29 protein-coding genes, 1 tRNA gene and 1 pseudogene are annotated in these 26,763 nt (G+C 43.9%); 6 read left to right on the forward strand and 25 right to left on the reverse strand.

The features are described from left to right. The first annotated feature begins 271 nt into the window (after positions 1–271). Positions 272–820: a type III toxin-antitoxin system ToxN/AbiQ family toxin gene (locus tag GT575_RS11515; protein ID WP_015533732.1), complete on the forward strand. Its 549-nt coding sequence runs from the start codon at positions 272–274 to the stop codon at positions 818–820. 84 nt (positions 821–904) lie between these two features. Here GT575_RS11515 and GT575_RS11520 read toward each other — a convergent pair whose 3' ends face one another. From GT575_RS11520 to GT575_RS11530, 3 genes are all read right to left on the reverse strand, one after another. Beyond that, complete coding sequence (locus GT575_RS11520; RefSeq protein ID WP_161172048.1) at positions 905–2,254, reverse strand: MATE family efflux transporter; 1,350 nt, start codon at positions 2,252–2,254, stop codon at positions 905–907. A 128-nt stretch (positions 2,255–2,382) separates the two neighbouring features. Next, the gene (locus tag GT575_RS15445) at positions 2,383–4,047 is read right to left on the reverse strand and encodes a GGDEF domain-containing protein (protein ID WP_161172049.1); all 1,665 of its coding nucleotides are present in this window, start codon (positions 4,045–4,047) and stop codon (positions 2,383–2,385) included. 125 nt (positions 4,048–4,172) lie between these two features. Beyond that, a complete protein-coding gene (locus tag GT575_RS11530) occupies positions 4,173–5,048 on the reverse strand; it encodes a LysR family transcriptional regulator (protein WP_161172050.1) in 876 nt (291 codons plus the stop codon). A gap of 253 nt (positions 5,049–5,301) precedes the next feature. On the opposite strand from GT575_RS11530, the gene GT575_RS11535 reads away from it, so the two are divergent. Beyond that, positions 5,302–6,015, forward strand: coding sequence for a DUF6198 family protein (locus GT575_RS11535; RefSeq protein ID WP_161172051.1), 714 nt, complete (start codon positions 5,302–5,304; stop codon positions 6,013–6,015). Between the two features lie 291 nt (positions 6,016–6,306). Here GT575_RS11535 and GT575_RS11540 read toward each other — a convergent pair whose 3' ends face one another. The 7 genes from GT575_RS11540 to GT575_RS11570 all read right to left on the reverse strand — a co-directional run bounded on the left by GT575_RS11540 (position 6,307) and on the right by GT575_RS11570 (position 11,461). Continuing rightward, positions 6,307–6,738, reverse strand: coding sequence for a flavodoxin (locus tag GT575_RS11540; RefSeq protein WP_161172052.1), 432 nt, complete (start codon positions 6,736–6,738; stop codon positions 6,307–6,309). An 89-nt stretch (positions 6,739–6,827) separates the two neighbouring features. Then, positions 6,828–7,502 (reverse strand): DUF3793 family protein, encoded by a 675-nt coding sequence (locus tag GT575_RS11545; RefSeq protein ID WP_161172053.1) that lies wholly within the window; start codon positions 7,500–7,502, stop codon positions 6,828–6,830. 142 nt (positions 7,503–7,644) lie between these two features. Continuing rightward, complete coding sequence (locus GT575_RS11550; RefSeq protein WP_161172054.1) at positions 7,645–7,845, reverse strand: hypothetical protein; 201 nt, start codon at positions 7,843–7,845, stop codon at positions 7,645–7,647. Between the two features lie 23 nt (positions 7,846–7,868). Beyond that, positions 7,869–8,639: an ABC transporter permease gene (locus GT575_RS11555; protein ID WP_161172055.1), complete on the reverse strand. Its 771-nt coding sequence runs from the start codon at positions 8,637–8,639 to the stop codon at positions 7,869–7,871. Positions 8,640–8,845: 206 nt separating this feature from the next. After that, complete coding sequence (locus GT575_RS11560; protein ID WP_117874539.1) at positions 8,846–9,532, reverse strand: ABC transporter ATP-binding protein; 687 nt, start codon at positions 9,530–9,532, stop codon at positions 8,846–8,848. Positions 9,533–9,562: 30 nt separating this feature from the next. Beyond that, the gene (locus GT575_RS11565; RefSeq protein ID WP_055273124.1) at positions 9,563–9,919 is read right to left on the reverse strand and encodes a GntR family transcriptional regulator; all 357 of its coding nucleotides are present in this window, start codon (positions 9,917–9,919) and stop codon (positions 9,563–9,565) included. Positions 9,920–10,288: 369 nt separating this feature from the next. Beyond that, a complete protein-coding gene (locus GT575_RS11570) occupies positions 10,289–11,461 on the reverse strand; it encodes a glycosyltransferase family 4 protein (protein ID WP_161172056.1) in 1,173 nt (390 codons plus the stop codon). A 339-nt stretch (positions 11,462–11,800) separates the two neighbouring features. On the opposite strand from GT575_RS11570, the gene GT575_RS11575 reads away from it, so the two are divergent. Further along, a tRNA-Pro gene (locus GT575_RS11575) sits at positions 11,801–11,874 on the forward strand. 33 nt (positions 11,875–11,907) lie between these two features. Here the strand turns inward: GT575_RS11575 and GT575_RS11580 are convergent. Together GT575_RS11580 and GT575_RS11585 are read right to left on the reverse strand one after the other, a co-directional pair. Further along, positions 11,908–12,468: a LemA family protein gene (locus GT575_RS11580; RefSeq protein WP_055146645.1), complete on the reverse strand. Its 561-nt coding sequence runs from the start codon at positions 12,466–12,468 to the stop codon at positions 11,908–11,910. A gap of 44 nt (positions 12,469–12,512) precedes the next feature. Beyond that, entirely contained in the window at positions 12,513–13,949 is a 1,437-nt protein-coding gene (locus GT575_RS11585) for a DUF3137 domain-containing protein (RefSeq protein WP_161172057.1), read from the reverse strand. Between the two features lie 423 nt (positions 13,950–14,372). Between GT575_RS11585 and hcp the strand changes: the two genes are divergently transcribed. Further along, positions 14,373–15,941: a hydroxylamine reductase gene (hcp, locus tag GT575_RS11590; protein WP_334296679.1), complete on the forward strand. Its 1,569-nt coding sequence runs from the start codon at positions 14,373–14,375 to the stop codon at positions 15,939–15,941. On the opposite strand, the gene GT575_RS11595 is transcribed toward hcp, so the two are convergent. The 11 genes and pseudogenes from GT575_RS11595 to GT575_RS15620 all read right to left on the reverse strand — a co-directional run. After that, positions 15,898–16,233 (reverse strand): hypothetical protein, encoded by a 336-nt coding sequence (locus GT575_RS11595; protein ID WP_161172059.1) that lies wholly within the window; start codon positions 16,231–16,233, stop codon positions 15,898–15,900. The two genes, hcp and GT575_RS11595, sit on opposite strands and share 44 nt — an antisense overlap. 145 nt (positions 16,234–16,378) lie before the next feature. After that, positions 16,379–16,654 carry a pyridoxamine 5'-phosphate oxidase family protein gene (locus GT575_RS11605; protein ID WP_161172060.1) on the reverse strand — a complete coding sequence of 92 codons (276 nt, stop codon included), beginning with the start codon at positions 16,652–16,654 and terminating at the stop codon, positions 16,379–16,381. An 86-nt stretch (positions 16,655–16,740) separates the two neighbouring features. Next, positions 16,741–17,757, reverse strand: coding sequence for an SGNH/GDSL hydrolase family protein (locus GT575_RS11610; protein WP_161172061.1), 1,017 nt, complete (start codon positions 17,755–17,757; stop codon positions 16,741–16,743). 13 nt (positions 17,758–17,770) lie between these two features. Continuing rightward, positions 17,771–19,360, reverse strand: a complete 1,590-nt coding sequence (locus GT575_RS11615; RefSeq protein WP_022217287.1) for an MBOAT family O-acyltransferase — start codon at positions 19,358–19,360, stop codon at positions 17,771–17,773. Positions 19,361–19,429: 69 nt separating this feature from the next. Continuing rightward, positions 19,430–19,657 carry an acyl carrier protein gene (locus GT575_RS11620; protein ID WP_015533721.1) on the reverse strand — a complete coding sequence of 76 codons (228 nt, stop codon included), beginning with the start codon at positions 19,655–19,657 and terminating at the stop codon, positions 19,430–19,432. Between the two features lie 29 nt (positions 19,658–19,686). Beyond that, positions 19,687–21,279, reverse strand: coding sequence for an AMP-binding protein (locus GT575_RS11625; RefSeq protein WP_161172062.1), 1,593 nt, complete (start codon positions 21,277–21,279; stop codon positions 19,687–19,689). A 457-nt stretch (positions 21,280–21,736) separates the two neighbouring features. Further along, on the reverse strand, positions 21,737–22,087 hold the full coding sequence (locus GT575_RS11630; RefSeq protein ID WP_161172063.1) for a hypothetical protein: 351 nt from the start codon (positions 22,085–22,087) through the stop codon (positions 21,737–21,739). Positions 22,088–22,269: 182 nt separating this feature from the next. Then, positions 22,270–22,539, reverse strand: coding sequence for a hypothetical protein (locus GT575_RS11635; RefSeq protein WP_161172064.1), 270 nt, complete (start codon positions 22,537–22,539; stop codon positions 22,270–22,272). A 32-nt stretch (positions 22,540–22,571) separates the two neighbouring features. Then, a complete protein-coding gene (locus tag GT575_RS11640; RefSeq protein ID WP_161172065.1) occupies positions 22,572–23,486 on the reverse strand; it encodes a hypothetical protein in 915 nt (304 codons plus the stop codon). Between the two features lie 169 nt (positions 23,487–23,655). Then, entirely contained in the window at positions 23,656–24,021 is a 366-nt protein-coding gene (locus GT575_RS11645) for a hypothetical protein (RefSeq protein ID WP_156329444.1), read from the reverse strand. 58 nt (positions 24,022–24,079) lie between these two features. Continuing rightward, positions 24,080–24,244, reverse strand: a pseudogene (locus tag GT575_RS15620) (hypothetical protein); the annotation flags it as partial. On the opposite strand from GT575_RS15620, the gene GT575_RS11655 reads away from it, so the two are divergent. Both GT575_RS11655 and GT575_RS11660 read left to right on the forward strand, forming a co-directional pair. Further along, positions 24,245–24,547, forward strand: a complete 303-nt coding sequence (locus GT575_RS11655) for a hypothetical protein (protein ID WP_055223081.1) — start codon at positions 24,245–24,247, stop codon at positions 24,545–24,547. An 89-nt stretch (positions 24,548–24,636) separates the two neighbouring features. After that, a complete protein-coding gene (locus GT575_RS11660; RefSeq protein ID WP_055273142.1) occupies positions 24,637–24,852 on the forward strand; it encodes a hypothetical protein in 216 nt (71 codons plus the stop codon). Between the two features lie 47 nt (positions 24,853–24,899). Here the strand turns inward: GT575_RS11660 and GT575_RS11665 are convergent, their stop codons facing one another. Together GT575_RS11665 and GT575_RS11670 are read right to left on the reverse strand one after the other, a co-directional pair. Beyond that, positions 24,900–25,796 (reverse strand): helix-turn-helix domain-containing protein, encoded by an 897-nt coding sequence (locus GT575_RS11665; RefSeq protein WP_161172066.1) that lies wholly within the window; start codon positions 25,794–25,796, stop codon positions 24,900–24,902. A 140-nt stretch (positions 25,797–25,936) separates the two neighbouring features. Beyond that, positions 25,937–26,737 carry an AraC family transcriptional regulator gene (locus GT575_RS11670; protein ID WP_161172067.1) on the reverse strand — a complete coding sequence of 267 codons (801 nt, stop codon included), beginning with the start codon at positions 26,735–26,737 and terminating at the stop codon, positions 25,937–25,939. Between the last annotated feature and the right edge of the window lie 26 nt (positions 26,738–26,763).

Below are 26,763 nucleotides of genomic sequence, written 5' to 3' on the forward strand. Positions count from 1 at the left end.
TCTTTCAAGTCCCTTGAATTCCAAGCCGCTCTCATGTATTCTCAGTGACATACATCTTTTATAAAACTGTAATCCTAATAGGGAAATTGACATTTCTTTTGTATATGTTATAATCATAGTCAATCGGAGGCTCCTGCCGTTAAGTGGAATACGAAAAGCGTTAGTTCTACCGAGGTGGAACTACAATTATTGGCTATGTGCATTATGCGCATAGCCTTTTTTATTTATTAGTAAGCCCCTACATCCAAATTTTTCATTTAAAGAGGAATATATGACAAAAAATCGTTTACATCTATATCGAATAGATATGAAATACATACGAGAACTACATAAAGTTTGTGATCATGTACCATCTGTAAGCCCTCAATTAGGCAAAGATAACAGGCACTTTATTGGCATCATTGTTATGGTTAATAGTAGAATGTATGCCATTCCGATAACAAGACATGACGGCAAGCCTCAGAAAAGGAAAACACTACATAACAACGCTGGTTATACAAAAGTCATTACCGAAACCGGACGTTTTGTAAGCGGAATAAATTTTATTGATATGATTCCTGTTACAGAAAAACAACTTTTACCAATGGATGATTATTCTATAAGAAAAAATGACTCTCGTTTGGAGAAAAATAGAAAACGAGACTTAAAATTTATATCTGATTATGTAAACGAAGAGGATCACTCTAGAGAAATAGCGAATAAAGCAATAACATTATATAACCAGTATATTAGCAATGAACCTTTCAAAATAAGAAAGTATTGTTTACCTTTTAACGAATTAGAAATAGTGTGTGATAAATACAACAAAGTCACGACCTAATCTGCACTGATATCCCCGGATTCCCGGACAGATACCACTCAGCATCAACGTCGTGACTTTATTTGTATTACATCTTCAATTTATCTAAACCACTTCCCTCTGTCCTCTGACAGCCCCTCTATATATAAACGCCGCACACGCCGCCGTTATAAGCTCTGCTACCCAGAACGCATTCCACACACCAGCAGGTCCGAAACCACAAAGCCTTGAAAGTATCCATGCAGCTGGGATTATGACAACCACATATCTGAGCAGTGATATGAGCAGGGACGGAGTTCCCTTTCCCAATCCCTCAAGTGCTCCCGATGCAGTTACCGACACAGCCGACACTACAAATCCGGCGCATATGATGCGCAGTGCTGTTCCACCTGCATTTATTGTAGACATATTCTCTGTGAACATACCTATAAGCCTCTCTGGGATGAGCAGGCACACAACTGTTCCAGCCAGCATGATTCCAACATTTAATGCAAGCGTTATGGTGAATATCTTCTTCACTCTTGCATGCTCTCCGGCACCATAGTTATATCCTATGATAGGGCGCATTCCCTGAATGATTCCATTTGCCGGCATATACAGGAAGGTCTGAAGCTTGTAGTACACGCCCAGGATCATGACATAAGTTGCCGAATACATGCTGAGTATGGCGTTGAGTGCGCTTGTGAGCAGAGACGGCAGTGCCATATTGAGTATAGCAGGTATGCCTATGGCATACAGCTTCTTCACCATCAGACCGCCTTCATGCAAATGCTTTATGCCGAACTTCACATTTATCGGTCTTCCAAAGTACACAATAAAATAAATGATCAGTGTAAACACCTGTCCCAGGCCAGTTGCCAGTGCAGCGCCTTCTATTCCCATTTCAGGAAATGGTCCCGCACCAAATATCAGCAGCGGATCAAGCACTATATTCACAATGCAGCCGCCCATCAGTCCAACCATTGTAACTATCATGCGTCCAACCGACTGGAACACCTTCTCAAATGCAAGATCAACCGAAATAATTATAGAAAATCCAAATACTATGTCTGCATAACGGCAGCCAAGGTCAAGGACGTCTCCACTTGCCTTGAAGGCTCTGAGAAACGATGGAATGATGGCAATACACACGACTGTCATCACTATTCCCTGCATAACAGCAAGAAACATCCCCCAACTAGCTGCACGATCTGCCCGCTCATTGTCCTTGGATCCAAGATATATGGCTATCACCGCGTTTATTCCAACACCAAATCCGATCGCCACAGCATTTACAAAATTCTGCAGTGGAAATACATACGAAAGTGCTGTCATCGCATCCTCACTTATCTTAGCCACAAAGAAACTGTCAACTATATTGTACAAAGCATTCACCATCATCGATATAACCATAGGCAGTGCCATGGACATCAAAAGTGGGAACACCGGCTTTTCTTTCATAAAATTCTCGTTCATAAAACCTCCATCCCCGGATGGCATAAATAAAGCCCCACAACCTTGCGGTTGTGGGGCGAAAAGATGACCTGATCCGGAAAAATCCACCAACTTGTTTTCGTTTAGATTATTATGTGTAATTATATACTTCAACCAACATATATGTCAAGATCCTGCACAACCACAAAGTAACCTCTATCACCGTCTTCGTCCACCGGGATAGCATGTATAAGACTTGCACCCCCATGGTTGTTTGCACAGCTGACTGACAAAACCCCTCTGAGGAAATTTTCTGTCTGATATTCCGTATTGCCGCCTGTGTAACTCTCCATGCGCTCACGGCTGAGAAAATCTCTGACTATTTTTCTTGACCGATCCGAGTCAAACCGGTTACTTATCAATCCAATTACTTCATCGTAGTTATTCGCACAAGATACAGCATTGTTCAGCTCAGAATCGCCTTTTATAACACGGTATTTATCGTTCTCATAATTAACATATATAATATCAGTATACATATATGCGATCCTTGCCTCTACCCTGGATTGAGCCTTTTTTATATCAGACTCTATCTTGTCAAGTACGGTCACTCTGTCCGTACCATCCCTGCTGATGCTGTGGATCACGCTGACATTCTTGCCCTTCTTTTTTGCTTCATACAGCGCAGTGTCCGCGACATTCATACACTCTTCTGTGCTGAATCCTGAACCATTGATCTGACATATACCAGCACTGCAATGGACATTCTGCCCTTTCTCCATTGCCTTGCGCTGAAGTTTTCTGGCAAATCTTATCACCTTTGACTCCAGAACAGATATATCCGATAAGCCCTTATGAAGCACAACATACTCGTCTCCACCATACCTGCAGGCAACGTCCTCTTCATAGCAGTCACTCCGGAGAAACTTTGCCACCTTCTCAATCCAGTAATCACCAACTGCGTGACCATATGTATCATTTACACTCTTGAAATCATCTATATCCACAAATACAAGGGAAGCACTGTCCTCGTCAGTCATGTTATCTATATACTCTCTTATTCTCTGCATTCCAGCCGTCTTGTTGTACATGCCGGTCAGAAGATCATGCTCAGCCTCGTACTTTGTGCGCTCAACCTCCTGTCTGGATCTCGCAAGTGATCTGTCCATCTCGACCATATCAACTGCAAACATGATCTGTGTAGAAGCCACCACAGATATCGTCTGAAATGAAATCCCATAATAGAATATGACAACAACTGTGGATATACATGGCAGGATAAAATACAAAACACTTGACCAGAAAACTCTTTTTTCCAGTCTTTTTTTATACTGCAAAAGTATCGAAAAGCTTAGAACAAGTCCTGCTGCAGCAATAAGCTGAGACAACAGATAACAGCTGCTCCTGTGATAAAAGTTGTTATCATCTATATAATAGAACAGCTTGTCACTGAACTGGGATATAATGAGCAGGACTATCCCAGCAGCACTCAGAACTACCACGCCCCTTGCTTTCGCTGGCATCTTCGTCTCTCCTCTGTTGAGAATGACAAGAAGATAAAACGTAAACAGAGTCATATATAAATAGTTGATAAAGAACACGGCAAAATTGCTTATCTTCAGCATGTAATAGGCTGTCTGTCCTGTTTTTCCCTGATAATACCATGACAACATATCTGCAGCCAGCAGGATGATACATGCAGCCTCCATACATAGACTCACATTCTTTTTATCTCTATTATTATTCTTCTGAAGGAATATAACCACAAATGCAAACAGACAGATTAATATTCCCCACATTTCAAATGCTATATTAAATACAGCAGTCCTATCCACTAACTATGCGCCCCCTTAAACTTCCTGGCGATTTATTGTAGTAATTGTACAATTTGATTTGTGCAACATTTTCTCAATTTTACAAGTTCATATGAGAACCATTCTATATATCATACCTTAATTTGTCAATTACTAGATAACACATATTTATGGAATTTTGTCGCCACAGGGGACATATATGTCCGGCTGTCATGAACAACATAATAAAGCCTGTCAACCAGCTGATGTTTTATGCTAAGAACCTTCACATCAAGCCTTTTGAGTATATCCATGTAAGGGACTACCGCTATTCCAAACCCTGCTGCCACAAGTCCGGCTATGACCTCATCCTCCTCCGTTTCGCATGCTATCTCAGGAGCTTTGCCAAGTCCTTCAAACATCTCATCCACCAGGCTTCTCATTCCAGATCCCTTCGAAAAATATACGTGTTTATATCCAATTGTATCCTCAAGTGTCACCGAATCTCTGTCTGCCAAAGGATGTCCTGACGGTGCTATGACAACCAGATCCTGTCTGCCAACTGGAATGGCGGAAAATCCCATCGTCTCAGGCGGTCTCGAACAGAAAACCATGTCATATTTTCTAGCCGCAAGATCATCAAGCAATTGCCCTGTGGTCCCTGTATGAAATGTAAACGACACATTTCTGTTTTCAGCTTTCTTCAAATACTCCGCTGCCAGACGCGGTACAAATTCCATTCCAAGAGGTCTTATGAGACCAAGCCGTATCACGCCATCCCCGGCAGCCTCCTTTTGTATGGACTCTACCCCCGCATCAAGAGTGCCAAGCGAACGCTCTGCACATGCAAGGAATTCTCTGCCAAATGCAGTGAGCTCCGTATTGCGCCCATTCTTTTCAAAAAGCATTACCCCAAGTTCTTCCTCAAGCTGGGATATTGCGTGACTGAGGCTTGGCTGCGTTATATTCAGATTTCTGGCTGCATTTGTGTAATGCTGAACATGGGCCAGTTCAACAAAATATCTAATATATGACAGGTTCACTTATAACTCCCCCTTTTCATTATTTATACATGATCCTATTCATATTTTAATACAATCCGAATATTTTTTATAGACAAAATCTATCAAGCCATAAAAACTATTTATTTGTTATGTGGTGTTGTCGGTGCTACAATCAAAAACCGCAGGGATATACATATATGAAGTCTTAGACAATTAAAGCTCCCCTGATGCCGGGGAAATCAAAGGCTATGTTATAAAACACATTAATGAAAGAAATGAGGAAAAGCAGAAAATGAATACTCAATCAGGAAATGCACATCTGCATAACATGTGGGGCGAGATCGCCCTGATAACAGCAGTCACCATCAACAGTTTCGGAGTGGTTCTCATGCTCTATTCTGCAGCAGGAATATCGGCAATATCCAGCGTGCCATACGCATTCTCGCTGGTTCTTCCAAGACTGACTCTCGGAACCTGGACATACATATTTCAGGGCGTACTTATTCTCACCCTCATGATCATGAGAAAGAAATTCGTTCCCCAATATCTGTGCAGCTTCATAGTTGGTTTCGTATTTGGCAAGATGCTGGATATCCATGAGATGTGGATCGGGGCTTTGCCAACTGCCCTCCCATGGAGAACCCTTTACTTTGTGATAAGTTACATTTTGATATGTATCGGAATCGCACTGTCCAACAGATGTGGACTTCCAATCATCCCGACAGACCTTTTCCCAAGAGAGCTGTCTGAGATTATATCGGCAAAATATTCCAAGGTTAAGATTTCGTTTGATGTAATCTGCCTTGCAACGACAGCTGCCATGACAGGTTTTATCCTCGGTCATATCTACGGCCTGGGAATCGGAACAGTTCTTGCTGCATTCACCATGGGCAAGGGAATCGCCATAGTTGGAAATGCCATGGACAAACATGTTACAATAGCTCCATACATAACAGCACACATTAAGCGCCACGGCAGCCACAAGGCCCAGTACGCAGGACACTAAGAACAAATTCAACACAAAAAAGAACCGCCTGAGAGAATCACATTCAAATTACAGATTTTCTCAAGCGGCTCTTTTTATATCCCCACGACCAGGCACGTAGATAAAAAATAACCATATATATGCCAGTCGGTAGTGACGGCAACCGAGCTTCAACGCTTCTTGCCGCATCGGAGATCCGCAACGTCCTTATCGCGGTCGGAGATGCGTGCAGATAGAAGCAAGTTGAAGCGACAGTTGCCGAACGTGACTGCATACATATGGTTATTTTTTATCGTCCGTGCCGTCCGTCACCTACGCATTTGCCAGCTGGCGTCCAAGCTCCCTACACTCCTCAAGGCCTTCTGCGTCAGGTGTCTCATGGCACATAAGTCCGGCTCCACCTACGAGTTCTGCGCCTGCTGACTGCATTCTCGCCTCCCAGTCGCGCATCCACTCGCCATCTCCCCATCCATATGAACCGAAGAGTGCGATCTTCTTGCCTGCTGCAAATCCCTCAACCTCAGCAACGAATGGCTCCATCTCAGCCTCCTCAAGAACCTCAGCTCCCATAGCCGGGCATCCAAGTGCAAACACCGGCTCATCCTTGAGAGCATCAGGCGTGATGCTGCTTACGAATACTACCTCTGCTTCCTTTCCGGCCTCTCTCACGCCGTCTGCGACAGCCTCTGCCATCATCTGTGTATTTCCGCCCTGTGTCCAGAATACGATATTAATTTTGCTCATAATAATCCTCCTTATGAAATTATATGTAAAAGGGGGCTTTCCCTATACATCCTTGTAAACAATGTTTAACTGCATCTTTCCATATACTTCTACGCTGCGTTTCTGCTCGCCGTGTACATCCCCATGATATCTCTCATATGCAGTCCATTTGAAAGAAATTGGATAAGTCTCTCTTCCGCACATTCAAATATATGAAATGTTCTCCGCTTTGATTCAGCATCCTCATACACCTTCCAGTAACCGGAACAAAGTGCATTTCTGCCACTTTGCCGAATAAAACCCTCCACATCCTCCGGTGGGTATCCAAGCAGTAAGCCCATCTCGTGTGGAAACCACTCCTTGCCAAGAGCTCCATCGCCACAAGCCATATCTTCCTGTGCCGGTTGTTTCGAGGTGAATCTTCCTCTGCTCTTTAAGTACTTCTGATATTTTTCGCGGAACTCAGCGAGAATATCAGAAAGCTCCATGTCCGCATATCCCAGCTCAGACATAAGTCTTTGCACATCATCCCTCTGAACAAATGCCCTGAGCTTTGCCGCATTGTATATAAATACATTTACCCTGCCACAGGTTGCTCCCAGTGTGTACATACATATATCACTGTCCTTCAGTATCTCCACCATCTGACGATATCCGCTGAGTTCTATGTTCAGAAGATTTGACACCTTGACGCCCGTTATCACCGGTGCACACTGAAGTGCCATCTGAAGTTCCACATCACCAAACTCCATACCTTTCATGATCTCCCATGTATTTTCACTCATACAAAACCTCCTTGTGACAAATAGGTTTGGTTAGCCTTGTCTAACTCTAGTGAAAATACTACAGGATTCCTCCCCGAACGTCAATAACCCGGAGTGAGACATTTTCTCACTCCGGGTTATCTTATTGATTAAAAATATACATTTATAAATTCTGCTTTATCATCGTCCTGCGTGGCTCTTTATTTCCGCCTGTTACCATATTGAGCAGCCGCCACACACCATATGCACAGATCCCACACACAGCCACAGGTACAAGGAGCACTACTATGACTCCTGTGCAGGCTCCTGTAACCAGGTATCTAAAATATTTCATCACATCACCATTCCTCATATCTACTGCCATCTTAATACATTCCTCTCATTACATTATAAGCTGATCTTCTTAGTAAGCAGTGTCGCACTTCCTATATAACTGCCGATCATGCATACAACATAGAGAATAAGCTGTGGTATATTCTTATACATCGCGTCAAGCATAGTCTCCACCTGCACGTTCTTCCCAAGGTGCGGAAGCTTGTATGCTATGTAGCTCACCAGCACATAAAGAGCCACAAAAAGTATAAAGCTGACAACGCCCTTTATCTTCTTATTCTGGAGCACTGTGGAAGACAGTGACACTGCGAGGTACGCTATGGTGATCATTGTATAGAATTGAATAAGTGCTACTACTATGAACCCTGCAACATTTGCAATGACACTTCCTATTGATAATCCTCTTGTCCCCAGAATTTCATCCAGCACAATCTCAGCACCAGCTACACCTCCGTTATGTGACTTAAGCAGGTTATAATCAACAACTATAAGCAGTCCAAGAAAGGCCACGAGTGTCGCACCGGTGAGCAGGATTGAAAGCAGCTTTGCACCGATAATCTTGTAATTTGAAATCGGGGTCATAAACACCATATACCCCGTCTTGTTCTTCAGATCCTGACTGTAGATTATCACACCATATATCAGAACGAACATAAACGAAGCGAAACCTCCCAGCATAAGGAATGTGATACCAAGTCCTGCTAACAGATTTTTTTCTGCAAATATTCCAATCAGGAACAGCAATTCTGCTGCCGCAAGAGCCGTTATAACCACCAGAAGTGAAAATACTCCACGTCTGTATTCATATTTCATCATCTTTAACATAATATCTATCTCTCCTTCATCAACAAATTTAACTATCCAATATGTATCGCCCCTACTAGTACCGCCTCCTCACATTCGTTCGAAGGCAAGTCGTCAGCACCATTGCGAAATGCACCTTCGGTGCATGGTGCTTCCTCTCGCTCACACGAGCGGGGCAGGTCGTCGGAACCGATTCCTATTATGAACTTCGTTCATAGCGGTTCCTCCTAAGCATATATTTCCTTATACATATCAACTATCGACTTGCCCCTGTTCACTCGCAGCTCCTCTGCATCACCCTGAAGCACACAGGTGCCATTCTTGATAAAGAATGCGTGATCCACGATCCTCTCAAGTTCATCCACAAGGTGGCTTGACATGAGCACGGCTGTGTCATCCGATATATTCCGGACAATCGTGCTGATAATCTTCTCCCTAGCTATGATGTCTATTCCGTTCAGTGGCTCGTCCAGCATGACGATCCTGCTGTCTCTGGACAGAGTAACCGCTATCTTGAGCTTTGCCAGCATTCCTGAAGACATGCTCTTCGCCTTCTGATCCGGATTCAGCTCCATCTCAGCAAGCAGTCCCATGTATTTGTCATAGTCAAAGTCATCAAAGAAATCTTTGTAATACTTTCCTATGTCCTTACAGTTCATATATCCGAAGAAGAACGCCTCCGTCGGCATATAAGCTATGTCCTTCTTTGACCTGTATGTCATAGGCACTCCATCTATTGTGATAGTTCCTGAGTCCGGCTTGACCAGGCCGGCTATGATCTTCATAAGTGTTGACTTTCCACTTCCATTTGGACCGAGCAGCGCATATATGTGTCCCGGCTCTATCTCCAGCGACAGGTCGGATATCGCTGTGGTGGTGATATACTTCTTAACAAGATGTTCGCATTTTAACATTGTATCATTTCCCTTCTTTTTTATTACTTCTTACTTTCCAAAGTGTTCTTTTAGCAGTTCAAGGATCTCGTCCTGTGAAAATCCCATACCGGTGAGCTGTTCATCAAAGCTCTGTATGATTTCCTCTATTCTTTCCTTTTTCAGGTCGTCTATGACCCTGTCATCCTCCGTCACAAATGTTCCTATTCCACGTCTGGTATAGGACAACCCCATAGACTCCATCTCGCTGTAAATCCTCGCTGCAGTATTCGGATTTATCTGGTATTCTATGGCAAGTTCTCTTGATGACGGAAGCTTAGATCCCAAAGGCAGTGTGCCCGCTATGATCTTCTGCTTTATATCCTCTATGACCTGAAGATATATGGGGATATTCGTCTTAAATTCCATCACACACCTCCTCCTTGTATGTTGTCTAGCTCTTCTGTACTGCTGTACTAGTTGAATAGTACGCTAGTATCATGGTGTTGTCAACTGTATTTTTAAATAAAGCATATTTTTTTAGTTTTTTGTCATCTAGATAGTAACTCATGCATCAGGTCATCTCGCCATCTTTGCTTATTACCTACATTTTATCTCATATACAATGTTTTCACTTAAAAGATAAAAAATTATCCATAAAACACATTATTCTGTGTCCTACGGATAATTTTTTAAAATTTTTTCTTTTTTAGAGCTTTTTCATCTATTTGGAGATAATTTTATATCTTTTCCCTGGTTATCCCAACAGCCACTAGAGAATTCATACAAATTAAATTTCTAACAAGCCCTCAGCACCAGTGCTTGCAGCTCGCACACATTCATATAAAGCTTCTCAACTCTGTCTGCAAATGTCGATGTGGAGAATTTATCTGCCGACTGCACTGCATTTCGTCTAAGCTGCTGCCTTGAATCTGAACTCATATCAAGCCACTTCGCCAGCGCATTTTCAAATGCTTCCTCATCAGTAAATTCCCAGCCATTCTTTCCCGGATCAACCACATCTGCAAGGCACGGGTCCTCTCTGCACAGAAGTGGTATTCCAGCTGCCAGAGTCTCCACATAAGTAAGTCCCTGTGTCTCGCTCGTGGATGCACTTACGAAAAAGTCACCAACCTGATAATACTCAGCCACCTTATCAGGCTCGATCATGCCTGTAAATATCACACTCTCTGAGATTCCAAGCTCATTTACCTGTTCCTCTATCTCCGCCCTATATGGTCCGTCTCCAACTATCATGAGGATTGTACCATACCTGCGCACTCTCTTCTGGCATCTAAGTATCTCCTGGATATTCTTCTCCTTCGCCAATCTGCCAACATAGAGAAGAACTGTCTGGTCATCACTGAGTCCGTACTTCTCTCTGATTCTGTGTCTGCTGTCTGTTCCTATATATTTTCCGAATTTATCCATGTCGATTCCAGATGGGATCACCTCAACGGGACATAACACATCATACTTTTCAAGCACATCCTCTATCTTCCTGCTGGGTGCTATCATAGCATCGACCCTCGATGATAACATCCTGGTAAGTTTCTGCACAACTTTGCGTCCCCACGCTGCATTTGGCGAAAAGTAATGAGTGTAATCCTCGTATACCGTGTGATATGTGTGTACTATCGGCGCATTTGTCTCATCTGCTATCTTCTTCGCCATGAAGAATGTTGAGAACTCACACTGGGAATGTATGACATCTGGTTTCCATTCTATGAGTTTGTCTATTACTGCCTTAATGACAGGCATCTTAAGTCTTGCCTCCGGATATATCTTTCCGGCACCTATCGATGCAGCATATATCACATCCCCTTCTGCATATGTATGATGACTTCTGGACAGTGTGAGTATTTTCACCTCATGCCCTCTTTTCTTGAGTTCATTTGACAGATTGACAACTGATGTCACAACTCCATTTATAACAGGTTCATACCAGTCCGTAGTAATAAGTATCTTCATGATCTATCGTCTCCTTCTATTTCAGGCGGCTTTCATTCTGTCCATCACCACCTGCACCTTATCCTCATATCAACTACTTTCTGGTTATTACTCTGCCATACACTTATAAATTTTCGTTGTAACAAATCTAAATATTATATAAATTGTATCTATGGGCACCCCAAAAATGTATCTACGGTCCCCCCATAAACGGATAGTTATCTGTCATTGATTGATTATCAGTTTCACAAAAGTTTCTCGGATATTCCTGGGTGAATTTCTTGACAATTTATTTAGAAAACTCCTTGCATTTTTTCCAGAATCTTCTTATACTATTATGGCAGTGTTGATAAACACACTCGGTGCGTGGCTCAGCTTGGTAGAGCGCTTCGTTCGGGACGAAGAGGTCGTGGGTTCGAATCCCGTCGCACCGATTTTTTTATGCACAAAAGCATCTGGATTTCCTGCTAAAATATCACATCTGATCTCTTATCCGCATCAGTCTTGAAATACTCCACCATATTGTGACCCGTTATGGCCGCAACCACCGAAGAAGGAAACTGGCTGCACAGATTGTTATAATTTGTCACACCTGCATTGTACAGTCTTCTTGCCGCCTGGATGTGCTCCTCCGCATTTGTGCAGCTGTTCTGAAGGACCTCTATATTCTTGCCCGCCGCCAATTCCGGATACGCCTCCACAACTGCATTTATCTGATCCGAGGCATTTTTCATAAGTTTCTCTACCCCGGTCTTCTCATCAGGTGTCATGCCTTTTCTGAGCTTTATCGCTGTTATCAGATTCTCGCTCTCATACGACATATAAGTCTTTACCATCGCATACTGTTTTGTGAGCAGATCATATCTCTTTGCAAGAGCAATATCCACATCCGAGTCCAGCTCTCTCACCTTATTTTCCGCTGCTTTCAGAGCATTTGCAGTCTTTATCGCATACGCTAAAAGTATCAAAACTATTACCACCAACACACAAAATACGAACACACCTTTGCTAAATAATATTGTAAACATACATTTCCCTCCGTGTACTTTTGCTCATTTTCACAATTTCTCTTCTATAGTAACAGAGCCGCATCCATCGTCTCCTGCAGCATGCGCAGGTATTTGTCCAGATAAGCCTCCACATCACTCATACTTTTTATATTTTTCTCCTCGTCAAATACCATGTATTTATCACTCTTGCTTATACACATGTACAATCTGTCCCCATCGAATGTCACATGGAGAGACGCCTTCTCCTTTGGATAAAGTGCCGCCAGCCTCTCCATGACATCCGGTGTAAGCATATAAAATATATTCTCCTCGTCATTGCAGTTTATAGTGAACAGCAGATTAAAGTTCTCGTTTTCTGTCTTTTCTATTCTTCCCACTGCGCCACGCTCCAGACCGCACTTCAATATATTCTTCATCTCCAGTTCGGAGTTTCCCATGACTCCCAGCAAAGCCGATGAACTTTTTCTATATGGTATCTCAACAACCAGCCCGCCAAATAATTTGTCGATCTTTTTCTCTCTGTCACCATCGCTGTCCTCGTAATAATACTCGTACTCCATGTACTCATAACTGCACCTGAAATGGACACCTCTGTATGTTCCCTCCACCATGTCACGTCCGATAACCGGCAAAGGCTGTCCATCAAGTGTAAATGGTCTGCCACCGAAACAGTTCAGTCTCCTCATCTGTTCATCAGGAAGTCCGCCCTGATGTCTGTATACGCTGTCCTCCCCATAACGTCTCCTGATAATCTGTGGGATCAGCTCCGTGTAAATCACACCGGAATTTGGAATATCCACCTTTTTCTTTTTGCTCTTATTCACCCATCTGAATATAAGGAAGATAACTACCCCGTATACGATCACCAGCCCGCCGGGATTTTCTGAATCTGTTCCAACACCAGTTCCCGCACTGCCTGACGATATGCTGTCCATACCGCCAAATATCTGCTCTATCCTGTCAAATATCTGCTCAGTTATACTTATACCGTCTATCAGCCCGGCCTCGTTAAGTATCGTGAACGCCATGATCACCACTACTACGGTTATGAGCACTATTCGTATCCCGAGCCATTTTGCCCTTCTCTTCGCATCCGCCTGATCGCTTCTTCTCTGAAAATCACTGGGCAATCCTTCATTCTCGTATCTTGATATAACATCCTCTGACCGGTCATTCTGTCTGGTTTCCCCGTAGAGCCTCTCCTCTATCTCCCGGCGCCACATGGCATCAAGCGCTTCCCACCTCAGCTTTATCTGCTCATTTGTCATCCCTTGCTCCCGCATCTCTTTCTCTCTTTGACTGCGGTATATTCTGGAATACATGTTAGGCGCTCCGGCATCCGGTCCAAGATACACCCGGTCTCTCTCATCTATCGGCAGATCGGCATATGCATCTCCGGGCATAAGCGTCCCACCCGCATAGTTTCTGACATGATACTCAGCTGATTCATTTGCAAATTCAAGTGCGCGGGCCAGTCTGTCCCCGTGTTCCTTTTTCATCCGTGATTTCTCCTTTATCCCCGTCCAGATCAACTATTATTTGATTTACTATAAAACATTTTCACATCTGTCCACTATCAGCGCCGTGTAAAATTTCAGTCAAATGCGTGCAAGACGGCACTTATCTGCTCAATATAACATAACCGGCGACTCCGCATCCCACAAATGAAGGCGGGGACGGAGGGGACAGGTACCTCCGTCCCCACCTCTGTCTCCATTTTTTCTCAGGGCGCCTCTATCTGAGCAACGAAAGCTTTTTATCCCCCTAAATGTTATTTCACAGATATACTTTAGCAAATTTGAGTATAAAACTCCTGTTCACTGTCCATACTCTATTTAGAAGAAAATCCACAGACTGCCAGGCAGTCACCAGTTTTTTCAGATAGATTCATAATTTCAGGAGGTATACAGTACATGTCAAATATGTTTTGTTTTCAGTGTCAGCAAACAGCGGGGGGATCCGCATGTATCAATACTGGAGTGTGCGGCAAGCAGCCATCCACATCTAATCTACAGGACGAGCTTGTGTGTGAGCTTATAAAACTTGCAGAACTCTCAAAAAATGAGAATAAACACAGCGCGGTCGCCGACAGACTTATCATAGACGGTCTTTTCACAACCCTGACAAATGTAAACTTTGACGACAATGCAATAAAAGAATTTATGGGAAGGGTTAAAAACGAGCAGAACAAGGTCAGCAGATCTGAGGCTGAAAAGATACAGGTGATCGACCTATGGGATGGTGACACCGATATAGTGTCCTTGCGTTCCACCCTGCTGTTTGGACTCAAGGGTATGGCGGCATACGCCCATCACGCCATGAATCTCGGCTACACAGATAATGAGGTTCTGAAGTGGTTCTACAAGGGACTGTGCGAGGTTAACAGGGAGCACAACGTCACCGAATGGATAGAACTCATCATGGAATTTGGCCAGGTCAATTTCAAATGCATGGAGCTGCTGGACAAAGCCAACACTGAATCATTTGGCAATCCTGTGCCTACGAGAGTAAATGTTGACATCAAAAAAGGGCCATTTATCGTGGTCTCCGGTCACGACCTGAACGACCTGTCACAGCTCCTTGAGCAGACTGAAAAGACAGGAGTAAATGTATATACCCACTGCGAGATGCTGCCTGCGCACGGCTATCCGGAGCTTAACAAATACCATAATCTGGCGGGCAATTTCGGAACCGCATGGCAGAGCCAGCAGACAGAATTCGAAAATATACCCGCGCCGGTGCTCTTTACCACCAACTGTCTCATGCCGCCAAGGCCGAGCTACAAGGACAGGATCTACACCACATCAGTCGTGGGTTATGACGGCATGGTTCACATCTCAGGTACAAGAGCAGGGAAGAAAGATTTTACCCCTCTGATCAAGCACGCACAGAAGCTTGGCGGCTATGAACACGACAGGAGCATGAGCGGCATAAACGGCGGTCATATGTTGACGACCGGATTTGGACACAGCGCGGTTCTGTCACAGGCTGGTAAGATCATAGACGCCATCAATGCAGGACATGTCAAGCACATTTTCCTCGTTGGAGGCTGTGACGGCGCACATCCGGGACGCAACTATTACACCGAATTCGTAAAGCAGACTCCGATGGACACCCTTGTCCTCACCCTCGCCTGCGGCAAATACCGTTTCAACGATCTCGACCTCGGCGAAATCGACGGGATTCCAAGAATACTCGACATGGGACAGTGCAATGACTCCTACAGTGCCATCAAGGTTGCTTTGGCTCTGGCAGATGCATTTCATTGCAGCATAAACGACCTCCCACTCACCCTTGTCCTGTCATGGTATGAGCAGAAGGCTGTCTGCATACTTCTCACCCTGCTGTCGCTGGGCGTGCGCAACATGTATATCGGCCCGACACTGCCTGCGTTCATGTCTGAGACCGTGATTAAATATCTGGTGGAAAATTATAAGCTAAACCCGATCACTGCTCCTGAGCAGGATATGGATGCGATACTGAAACGTTGAGTATATCACTTATACTCTCCGCCATATCCGCATTTATCCCTATAGCTCTGTTCCCAAGACTTTCTGGAATCACAGCCTGATCGAGATTTAACCTGACAAGGGTTATGTTATCGTGTTCTCGTGTCAGCTTCTCAAAAGGAAATCGGATTATGGTTGGCGTGTTAAATCCAACCCCCAGCTCAAGGAGCACAAGCTTCCTGTCCAGGGATCTGGAGACAAAATCACCGAAGCGTCGCTCTGCCTCATACCAGGCACTGTCCTGAGCAAAATAACCGTCCTTGCGGAGGTTCATGTCCATCGAGCCTCCGCAGACAGGACAGCGTGGATACAGTTATCGATACAATTGTGGCATGGCACATAACATCCGGTCATACCGCTGTTTGCAGCGTTTACTATGCCTTTCTCATCATTTACCTGTGTCAGGTATTCATCCTGTATCAATAGAACGGCTCAAGCACATATCTGCTGTCATCCGGGTACACACTGTTCATAGATGGATTCTCCGCAAATATCCTGTCGATCCACAGCTTCTGATCATCCAGTCTGTGCGCCTTTCCTCTCAGTCTTATCATCTGATATTCTCTGTTCATGCCCGTCACCGCAACATTTCCATCACGCATGAGCTGCGCGTAAAAATCCTTGTCCCTTGCCGTGCAGAAATAAACTTTCTCACCTTCAAACAGCACTGAGAAAAAGACATATACTTCCGGCAATATATCTGCCAGATGCAAAGTTACAGTAAAATAAAAAATAAAGTGGACGGGGAATTCAATCCTCCGTCCACTTATATATTTTATATTTAGTTGTTAGATACCGTTCCGTCGGACTGCTGTGCCTCCAACGACACAGTCTCTCCGGACATATACTTCACATAATCCAGATAGTCATTATTCCAGTCCGCATACTTTTCTGAATGTCTCTTATCCTTAAAAGAATAATTCTCTGAAATATATTTTCCAAGATAGGCGCTTACCTTCTCTGCGCCCTTGCAGTTGAGATGTCTTCCGCCATCCCTCGTGTCGGTGCTCCAGTCAATCGCATAATCACCCTTGAGCGTATTCATATCGACAAATTCAATATTCTTGGCTTTAGCATACTTAACCATGGCATTGTGTCTTGCATAATTCCATGACTTCGCCGTCGGAGTCTCCATGAACATGATCTTGATTCCATTCTTCTCACACTTGTCTATCAGCTTATCGAGCAGTATCTTTGATACCTCCGGTATGTCCTCAACAGCCTTGGTTTCCACCATCTTGCTCTGGCCTGAAAACGGCTTGACCTCCATGCTGAGATACTGTCCTCTTGAGGCTGATCTGTATGTGTAGTCCCTGGCACCGAACATGTCCGAAACACTCATGCTCTTCCACCTGTTGTGGTACTGTGCAAGAGGCAGATACTTATATGCCAGATTCTTCAGGTTGTTCTCAACCTTTTTCAATGTCGTCTTGCCTGTCCAAAGCATATTCACATCAAACACCACCAGCTTTGGCTTCTGACATGTGAGCACTTCATCCAGAAGGTTGGATGCCCCGGTCACATTCTGGAATCCCTCAGCCGCCACATATGTTGGAATTCCATATTTGTTCCATATATACATCGGAGAACATGCACTGTAGGCATTGCTGTCTCCAAGCACCAGTACGTCTATCGAATTCTTCGGTTCTCCATAGAAGCCCCTTGCATTCGAGTTGGTTATTCCGCTTCCCGGATCGCTCCGCTTCGGAGTAAACGCAGCTCCCAGCACTCCCATGATCATCACGGCCACCAGGGCAAATGCTATGGATTTTATTATATTACGTCCACTTTTCTTCATAGATAAATCACCTCTAAAACTGTGCATATATAAATCCAGCCACCTCATAGCCCTTGCCATATGCTCCGAGTATGATCACTCCAAACAGCAGCACATAGTAAACTGCCCATCTGAGGACTATATTCTTCGTGGCAAGCTCTGCTCTTATCTGATGTCCCTTCTCCTTGTAAAGTCCAACCAGGAACAGAATGAGCGCGCCCACTGCCAGCACTGCAAAATCTGCCATGTCAAGCTTCATTCCAAGCAAAGTTCCATTTGTCAGATCCGCAAATGTAAATCCCCTGAACATGGACACAAACATGTGTCCAAATGCTGTCAGATCATCAGCCCTGAACATGAGCATTCCCACATTCACAAAAATGAAGGTCCTGACAACCTGAAGCAGTCTGTATACCTTTCCCTGGCGGTCAACATTCATTTTCTCATACAGCTTCTTGAAAAGAGGCTCCATGAGAAGTCCAATTACCATGATAGCCCAGTAATAAAGACCATACATGACGTACTTCCAGCTTGCGCCGTGCCAAATACCCGTTCCAAACCACACTATGAACATCGCTATAGACATAGGAACAAATGTCGCGAAGAAAGTATTCATATGTTCCCTGGTCTTCTTACTCAGCTTCACAAATGGCTTGGACAGTGAAACTGAATAGAACACATAGTCCTTGAACCATGCACCGAGAGTCATATGCCACCTTCTCCAGAACTCACTGACCGTCTTTGATATAAACGGCTGGTTGAAGTTCTCTGAGAGTCCTATTCCGAACATCTGGGCACTTCCCCTTACTATATCCATACAGCCTGAGAATTCCGCATAGAGCTGTAATGTGTAGAGCAGCATTCCCACTACTACCGGAAGTCCTGTGTAGCTTGCGTAATTGTCAAATATCTGGTTCACATACATATTTGCGCGATCTGCAATAACTATCTTCTTGAAGAAGCCCCACAGTATAAGCTGGAGTCCCATGGTCATGTTCTCATAACTGAACCTGTGCCCCTCATACATCTGCTCTCCAACAAGATCGAACCTGGCTATAGGTCCCTCAACAATGTGCGGGAAAAATGCAAGGAAAAGTGCAACCTTGCCAAACTTGTCCGATGCCCTGTATTTGCCTCTGTACACGTCCACTATGTAACTCACCGCAGACAGTGTGTAGAACGAGATTCCAAGCGGCATCATCCTCTGATACATCGGATTCTCTACATTTATGTGTATGAGTCCAAGCACATCTGTAAATACCTGTCCAAGGAATACCGAATATTTCAGGAATACCAGAATTCCTACATTCACAAGCACCACGCATACGCACACGCACTTTTTCTGCCATCCGATAAGTGCCTTGTACTCTTTTTTGCTTTCCTTTGGCAGAGCTTTCCTTGCCATGCTGCAGCCATCATCTATCTTGTTTATAAGCAGGCCGCCCACATATATGGTCAACGACCCGAACAGGATAAATATGATATATCTGCCTGAATTGATAAAATAAAACAGATAGCTGAATGCCAGCAGGACCTTCCATCTGTGCTTCAGCGGCACTATATTGTACACTATAAACGCTCCGAGCAATATAAATACCAGATACGATATCGACGTATATGACATATTTCTCACTCCTCCAGTATTTTTTGACGGCAGTCAGTCCCCGTCATCTTCCAATATCTATATCTGCTCTTACTCGTCTTCAAGTCTCTGGATCATATCGTATATGGTCTGGACTGTCTTGAAGTTCTCCGGTGTGATATCAACAGGAGAAATGTCTACGTCAAACTCATCGCTGAGCTGAAGCACCAGCGTAACCATCGTGATGGAATCCAGCACGCCATGTCCTATAAGATCTGTCTCGTTCTCATAATCAACTCCAGGTTTTACCTCATTCAAAATCTTTAATAATTCTTCCATAATCTCTTATCTCCTTATCAATAAAATTGTCACACATGCTGCGCGTATTCCGCCTTCAGCCTCTTCCTGTCTATCTTGCCATTTGCATTGTGGGGCATGCTTGTCACCCTGACAAAACGGTTCGGCTCCATGTAATGTGGAACCCTCTCCTGGAACGCCTTAAGCAGCTCCGTCTCGTCCTTCTTCCTGCCCTCGTAGATGAACACGATCTTGTCCGCCGCATCATCGTATATGCAGGCATAGCTTCTGATTCCGTCTATAGCTCCTGCTGCAGCCTCGATCTCGCCGAGCTCTATGCGGTAACCCATGTGTTTTATCTGATAGTCCTTACGGCACACATAGACCAGCTCGCCGTATCTGTTGTATTTCACCAGATCACCGGTCTTGTAGACCAGCTCTGGATAGTACGGATTCAGCGGATTCTGGACAAATGCCTCTCTCGTCTTCTCCGCATTTCCGAAGTAGCCCAGCGCCACAAATGAACCTCTGGCATAGAGCTCACCCTCACGGCTGAAGCCCGTCTCAGGATCGATCTCCGGTGACACCTCCCTGCCGTTCTCATCAAGAACAAACACATCACAGTTGTTGCACGCATGTCCCATCGGCAGCGGCTCGTCATCGGCAAATACTCTGTCCACCACGTAATATGTACATATGTCGGTCGTCTCTGTTGGGCCGAACAGATTTGCATACATGGCATCCGGAAGATTCTGTATCCAGTAATTCAGCGGCTTTGTCGGCATCACCTCTCCGGCAAACAGCACCTTCTTCAGCTCGGGAAGCTGGGCGTACTGGAACAGCTTGTAATTTGCAACGATCTGCAGTGCCGATGGCACCCAGTATATCGTGTTGATCCTGTATGTATTCATGAACTCCATCAGCTTCATAGGGAAGGTGAAATACGCCTTCGGTATGATGTACAGCGTGGCACCATTTTTAAGAGTGCTGTAGAGATCTGACACCGACATGCTGAAGTAGAACGGTGTCTGGCTTCCGAATATCGTACTCTCGTCTATACCAAATGCCTCCGTGTACCAATAGGTGTAGGATATCACATTCCTGTGTGATACCACAGCGCCCTTTGGAACTCCGGTCGAGCCCGATGTGAAAAGCGCATACACGGGATCCGTGTCTATCGCCCTGCTTCTGACCGCATCCAACACTGACTGATCTGCACTTGTGTCCAGCTCGTCAAGATTTAATATCCTGAATACCTCTTTGTTCTCGCCTTCCTGTCCCTGGCATCCATCTTCATCCACGCCATTTCTGTAAAGCTCCAGTGCCTTCTCCATATGCCCGATGTCAGTCACGACTGCAACCGGATTCAGCGTTCCGAGTATCGACTCGGCTCTGGACGCCGGCATCTCCGCATCCAGTACCACATAGAAATTGCCACTGTAGACAACTCCCATATAGGCAGCCACACTCCCAGGCTTTTTGTCCAGCAGCACGGCAACAGGCTTATTCCTCACGCCATCTGTCTTCTCATATATCCATGCACCGATCTGTCTGGAAAGCCTCTCCATCTGACCATATGTGAGTCCGCCTTCCTCATCTGCAACTGCCAGCTTGTCTGGATATTTTAAAGCCGAATTCTCTATAAATTCCAATATATTTTTCAATATTTACCACCTCGTTTAACCACCTTTTTCTTTCTTCCAAAATCGAATAGATTATATGCCAAGCCTTTCTGCCAGTTCAACTTAATATACATTCAACAGACTTAATTATATGTAAGAGTTATTACAATATGGTTACACTTCCTCAATCCATCAGCGTAATCCGCACTGCAGCTTCTCACTACACCTGCTGATTATAGCCGCCATCCCTTTAAGTTTCAATGAGGCGAATCTTTAAGATATCTTTAAGTAAAACAAAAAACAGCGGCAGACATGTCCATCCACGGACATATCTGTCGCTGACAAATGTATAAATATTTGTTTTCCCGGCACGGCTTACACGCCATACCTGATCCTTAGTCTCTTGACAAATCCCACAGATTTTCTCGCATTGTATAGCTTATCGGCAAATATATACAGGGTTCTGAGCTCTGCCCAGCCTTGCATCCATATAATTCCATCATAAAGAATATGGACTTTCAAACCTGCCTGCAACACGTGCATCAAACTCCAGATTCTCCTGTCTGTCCCAGCCCTCATATTTCTTTCTCAACTGTCTGTATACCTTCTGATCCATAAGCTGGCTTACCGCACTTATGTCCTCCCGCCGCACCAGCATATACGCCTCATCCGTTCCGGCACATACCGCACGATCATAAAGTCCTGCTCCATCTTCTCTATTCTTCTGCCTTCTTTCCTTTCTCCTTATATTAATATAAAGATTAAGTATTGCGACAAGAGCTATAAGTTCCAGTATAACTCCTGCCACAAGGCATATATTCATATATTTCATTTCAAACAATCCAAACATTAATTCTCTCCCACACGCAGTTGCCTGCAAACCAAACATCGACAAAATTCACACGACCATTCTTTTCGTTATAACAACATATTATCCTAAAGTATATGGCAAAAAGTAATTCCAGACGCACAAAAACCGCCAATATCGCTTATGATATGGCGGTTTTGTCGATATTCTTATTATTTTCACTCTTATTCCAGCTCCTCCAGAGCATCCAGATAACTCTCCATCCACTGCACCTGCTTTGCGCTTTTCGCATCTTCTTCATCCGGTTCGTCCGGATCATCCGGCCACTCATCGCCCTCGTCAAGCTCCTGCATGGTCAGCCAGTTGTCAGCCACCTCAAGCTGAAGCATCCTTCCATCGTCACACTCCAGACTCACCAGCACCATAAGCAGCTCCCCCGGAAGCCTCTCCTCACAGCCGAAGTCGGCCTCATCTATTCTCTTTATTGTCCACATATTATCACCTCATGTTCTGTAGATGTCATAAATCACTCTACCCGTATCTTCAAAAAGTCTATGAGTGCTTCCAGCGTCAATTCCTCCTTGCGCCATATCCACTCTGTCTCTATCGTATAGAACAGCCCGCCGCCTATGTCACATGCCGCCGCAAACTTCTGTCTCTTCTTTCTGGACTTCTTATACTTGAATATATAATAGTAATAAAGTCTTCCCTCTATCACTTCATGTTTCAGATATGCCCTTGTCCGCAGTTCCTCCGGGCAGGCTTCATCCTCCACCAGCTCATCCAGCACGTAATCCTCAGCCGTCTCATCATCGATAGCCTCCTGAAGTGAACAATAGACAAGTTCCGGCTTAAGCTCCTCATTAAACCCCGCAAATGCCGGATCACTGTCATCGCCATCTATCAGTCTATACCTCTGAGGCAGGTCAAAGCTTATCTTTCTGGCACCTGACTGCAATGAATATGTATTGGTTAATTGTGCATCTCCAGTCATCACATAGATGTCCGCATATGGCATACCGTTTTTTCCATATACATTCCTATCATTTTCCATACCTGAACCTTCATCTAACTTTATAGATGTGTCCATTGAATCATATGTATATCCGCCACCAGCATTTATCGTGCCAGAATAATCAGCATCAGCATCACCATATCCTACACCATCATACTCGTTCCCACCGTTAGCTGCTCTATCCGCCTCGCTGGCCTTCTTCGCCTGAAATCCGGATACTAGGAACGACACAAAAGCCAGCAATCCGATCAGAAACATCAATCCCTGTTCCGAAATATACGACCACAGCTCTGACAGATCCGATATATTTCCATGTGACTCATGATATATATTATATATTCCTGCTCCCCAGAACAGCACCAGCATGGCCCCGGCCACGACAAAGCAGGCGATCGCACTCTGTAAAACATACTTTAATCTTCTCATCTACCCTTCCCCCCTGTCATTTCGCTTTTAATACACACATGCTTGCATCAACATACCGCAAGCATCTAACCCAAAGATACCGCATATTATACCCTCCAGTTCGCAGAATATCAATTACATTTGATATTCTGCGAACTGAATTTGACTTTCTGCGAATGTGTTTTGCGAATTAACTGCGGCTTATATGCAGAAAGACGGCACTCCCAGCAAAAGCTGAGAAATGCCGTCTCTCAGTATAATAATACACGCTGTAGTAATCCGATACCGTGAAATCCGCCTTAAGATTCTCTATCGCATCCAGACTCTCCATTATCGTATTTGTCTCCTTGATATCGGGGGCATCCGTCTGCAGGTCAGTGTAATCCTCGCCCTTTATCTGCGCCATCGTGCCCTTGAGTGCATCGTTGGAGCTCTTGGAATCGCTCTTCACCATGACCTTCATTACGTCCATGGACTTAACAGAAAACTTGAGCTCAGCGCCATACTTACCGGACTTGTTCATGCCTGCGATCATGGATTTTGATCCGTCTCTCACACAAAAAGAGAACCCCAAATCTGAAGTGTGTACTTCTAATCTGGGGTCCTTTTTCATATATACCGCATGAATCGATTCCCATCATCTTTCTAGGTGGAAGGTTTGTTATTGCAATAAGTGTCTTGCCGACTAACTCCTCTGGCTCATAGAATGCATGGATTCCTGAGAGGATGGTTCTGTCTGTGCCTGTGCCGTCATCCAGTGTGAACTGAAGGAGCTTCTTATGGAAGCTGTTTCATTTGAGGATTATATCAATCGACTAAAAGCACAGAATATTATAATTGAAACCGGAAACTCAAAGAAATACGGAACGGTTACAAAATACCGATTTTCGGTTGAACAACGTTTTCATCGTGGCTACTCTCTCGGTTCATTCTATACCGATGACAACATAAAAAAGAGAATTTCGAGACGACAGGACTATCTGAAAACACAAAAGAAAAAAGCGGAAGAACGAAAAGAAAAGCGAAAAGCTGCTTATGATGCCATGTCGCCCGGTGAAAAAAACTGGATAAAAGTCGATTGAAAATCTCGTCCATGTGTGACTTCTCTGGTGATGTATCACGGGATACCGTTGGCTTGCAGAAATGGTAAAATGTGCAGAACGCCAGACGCATGCAGGAGATACAAAAGAACCTGCACGACAGGTACGGCATCCGGTATACCGAGAATTCCAACATCCAAATCCTACAAAAACTACTGGAACAGGCTAAACAGAACATGCATAACCTTGAAGAACAACAGCGGCAAAATGAGCGTGACCTGAAGGAGTTGCAACACTACCAGAAGGAAATTGACACCTATCTAGGGAAAAAGCATGAGGATATTTAGTCCTCATGCTTATCAGTAAAGATTTTATAGGAAGATCATCCATATTCTCATTTCGTAAACTCTACGGAGTAATAATACATATAATCATTCTCTGTATTTAGATAATCTCCGGAAATATCCTGTATCGGTAACATACTTAATCCATTTTTACCATAAACCAAAGCCGCTAGCCCCTGCTCTGTTCCAAAATCTATCGGACATATATGGTTTATGCTTGTCGCCGATCTTCCATAATATTCCCGATCTTCAACATCATTTAAAATTGGATTTTCTGTTGTGTATTTCGTATAGTTATCTGCCACAATTAGACTTGCAGAAAATTTTTCAAAATTAGGAACAACCACTATCATTCCAGTTTCGGTAGATTCTGTACCATTAAAAGATATTTCTGCAATTTTCTCATGCGATACTCTTTTTCCGGATTGATATTCAGACAAGTAAACAAAAAGGCATTTATAGTTATCCTTTGTCTTATACCGAAACATCATTACCCCATCTGCTCCAGACATCAGTTCCGCAGTTTTCATTTCCGCACTATCCGGCGATACTTCTTCTATGAAATTTCGGGGTTGTCTCATCTTTTTACACGCTATAACAGCGATTACAGTGATAAGTCCTGTCAGAATAATACAAAGTGCTACAATGATTCGTCGCAGAAATTTCTGTTTATTCTTTCCTTCCTTTGACACCTGCAATAGCGTTTCATCAGACTTTTCTCTTACACTATCTTCGCTGATATCTTCACCGGCTAAAAACTCATTGACGCTGATTTCCAATATTTCACACAGTTCCATATATACTGAAACGTCTGGAAGGCAAATTCCACGTTCCCATTTTGAAACAGACTTATCACTCCTCCCGAGCTTATCTGCAAGCTGTCTCTGTGTCAGCCTAGCTCTTTTTCTTTTTTCTGCGATATATCTTCCAATCTTAGCAATATCCATAGGTCATTCCTCCTTTCATCATGACAATCTTATATTATCACAGCAAAAAAGTACACCTCTCAAAGGTAGAATTGCCACATTTACTGCCTATATCCAATCACAGCCACAACTTTTCCATTCTCTGCCTCTATGTTTGATAGTCACGATATTATATCTGTACGGCTTGTATTTCTGTATTCGCTCGGTGTAACTTTGTATCGTTCCTTAAATACCCTATTGAATGTTCTCTGACTTTCAAATCCGCTATCATAGCATATATTTGTAATGGCATCATTGGTATTTTCCAAGCGATGGCAAGCATAATTTAGTCTTGCATCATTCAGATATTGATTGAAATTACGATGGAATGTTTTGGAGAATGTTCGTGATAAAACATACTTGCTCACTCCCAAATCTCTTGCCATATCATCTAACGAGAAATTCTTTCTAAAATTACCAGACACGTACGATACTGCCTGATAGACAAGATCTTTACTTCCCACATCTCCTTTCTCGACCAGTTTCAGCTTTCCAATGCATCTTGCAATCAAAATCTGCATGTATGCCTGTATAACTGCTATATCCATGTGGTCTGTATCTAAGATGGCATTAATTGCCCGGTATACTTCCGGCTCCACCATTTCTGCCTTTATGATTGGGTAATCCGGTGCCATCGTCTGTATAATATCAGCATATTTCCCAATCGCAAATGGTGGAGAAATAATGTAAACCGCCTTATTCACTCCCGAAGAGAAAACCTGATAATGATGGATAATATCAGGAAATACAAAACCAATATCTCCCTTTTCCATGTGGTATAACTCTTGTCCAACTCCCAGCTCCAGTGTTCCATTTGTCACACATACGATCTCCAATGCATTATGTAAATGCGGAGCAACATGCTTCGATTTTCTTTTTAAAGCTAATATTTCTTCTTTTGTATCAACAAATGATAAATGCATTGGTTACGCCCCCTTTGCAAGATTTG

Origin of the sequence: Coprococcus sp. BIOML-A2, assembly GCF_009875795.1 — a bacterium.
GTDB classification, from domain to species: Bacteria; Bacillota; Clostridia; order Lachnospirales; family Lachnospiraceae; genus Coprococcus; species Coprococcus aceti.

Excerpts from the sequence above, each read along its gene's own strand:
- GT575_RS11565 (WP_055273124.1), bottom strand. The coding sequence starts at position 9,919 with ATGGAATTTAAGACGAATATCCCCATATATCTTCAGGTCATAGAGGAT.
- GT575_RS11560 (WP_117874539.1), bottom strand. The coding sequence starts at position 9,532 with ATGTTAAAATGCGAACATCTTGTTAAGAAGTATATCACCACCACAGCG.
- GT575_RS11545 (WP_161172053.1), bottom strand. The coding sequence starts at position 7,502 with ATGAGTGAAAATACATGGGAGATCATGAAAGGTATGGAGTTTGGTGAT.
- GT575_RS11555 (WP_161172055.1), bottom strand. The coding sequence starts at position 8,639 with ATGTTAAAGATGATGAAATATGAATACAGACGTGGAGTATTTTCACTT.
- GT575_RS11670 (WP_161172067.1), bottom strand. The coding sequence starts at position 26,737 with ATGCATTTATCATTTGTTGATACAAAAGAAGAAATATTAGCTTTAAAA.
- GT575_RS11665 (WP_161172066.1), bottom strand. The coding sequence starts at position 25,796 with ATGGATATTGCTAAGATTGGAAGATATATCGCAGAAAAAAGAAAAAGA.
- GT575_RS11550 (WP_161172054.1), bottom strand. The coding sequence starts at position 7,845 with ATGGCAGTAGATATGAGGAATGGTGATGTGATGAAATATTTTAGATAC.
- GT575_RS11610 (WP_161172061.1), bottom strand. The coding sequence starts at position 17,757 with ATGAAGAAAAGTGGACGTAATATAATAAAATCCATAGCATTTGCCCTG.
- GT575_RS11630 (WP_161172063.1), bottom strand. The coding sequence starts at position 22,087 with ATGTTTGGATTGTTTGAAATGAAATATATGAATATATGCCTTGTGGCA.
- GT575_RS11520 (WP_161172048.1), bottom strand. The coding sequence starts at position 2,254 with ATGAACGAGAATTTTATGAAAGAAAAGCCGGTGTTCCCACTTTTGATG.
- GT575_RS11580 (WP_055146645.1), bottom strand. The coding sequence starts at position 12,468 with ATGTTTACAATATTATTTAGCAAAGGTGTGTTCGTATTTTGTGTGTTG.
- GT575_RS11635 (WP_161172064.1), bottom strand. The coding sequence starts at position 22,539 with ATGTGGACAATAAAGAGAATAGATGAGGCCGACTTCGGCTGTGAGGAG.
- GT575_RS11515 (WP_015533732.1), top strand. The coding sequence starts at position 272 with ATGACAAAAAATCGTTTACATCTATATCGAATAGATATGAAATACATA.
- GT575_RS11585 (WP_161172057.1), bottom strand. The coding sequence starts at position 13,949 with ATGAAAAAGGAACACGGGGACAGACTGGCCCGCGCACTTGAATTTGCA.
- GT575_RS11655 (WP_055223081.1), top strand. The coding sequence starts at position 24,245 with ATGGAAGCTGTTTCATTTGAGGATTATATCAATCGACTAAAAGCACAG.
- GT575_RS11535 (WP_161172051.1), top strand. The coding sequence starts at position 5,302 with ATGAATACTCAATCAGGAAATGCACATCTGCATAACATGTGGGGCGAG.
- GT575_RS11540 (WP_161172052.1), bottom strand. The coding sequence starts at position 6,738 with ATGAGCAAAATTAATATCGTATTCTGGACACAGGGCGGAAATACACAG.
- GT575_RS11570 (WP_161172056.1), bottom strand. The coding sequence starts at position 11,461 with ATGAAGATACTTATTACTACGGACTGGTATGAACCTGTTATAAATGGA.
- hcp (WP_334296679.1), top strand. The coding sequence starts at position 14,373 with ATGTTTTGTTTTCAGTGTCAGCAAACAGCGGGGGGATCCGCATGTATC.
- GT575_RS11620 (WP_015533721.1), bottom strand. The coding sequence starts at position 19,657 with ATGGAAGAATTATTAAAGATTTTGAATGAGGTAAAACCTGGAGTTGAT.
- GT575_RS11615 (WP_022217287.1), bottom strand. The coding sequence starts at position 19,360 with ATGTCATATACGTCGATATCGTATCTGGTATTTATATTGCTCGGAGCG.
- GT575_RS11640 (WP_161172065.1), bottom strand. The coding sequence starts at position 23,486 with ATGAGAAGATTAAAGTATGTTTTACAGAGTGCGATCGCCTGCTTTGTC.
- GT575_RS11660 (WP_055273142.1), top strand. The coding sequence starts at position 24,637 with ATGCAGGAGATACAAAAGAACCTGCACGACAGGTACGGCATCCGGTAT.
- GT575_RS11595 (WP_161172059.1), bottom strand. The coding sequence starts at position 16,233 with ATGAACCTCCGCAAGGACGGTTATTTTGCTCAGGACAGTGCCTGGTAT.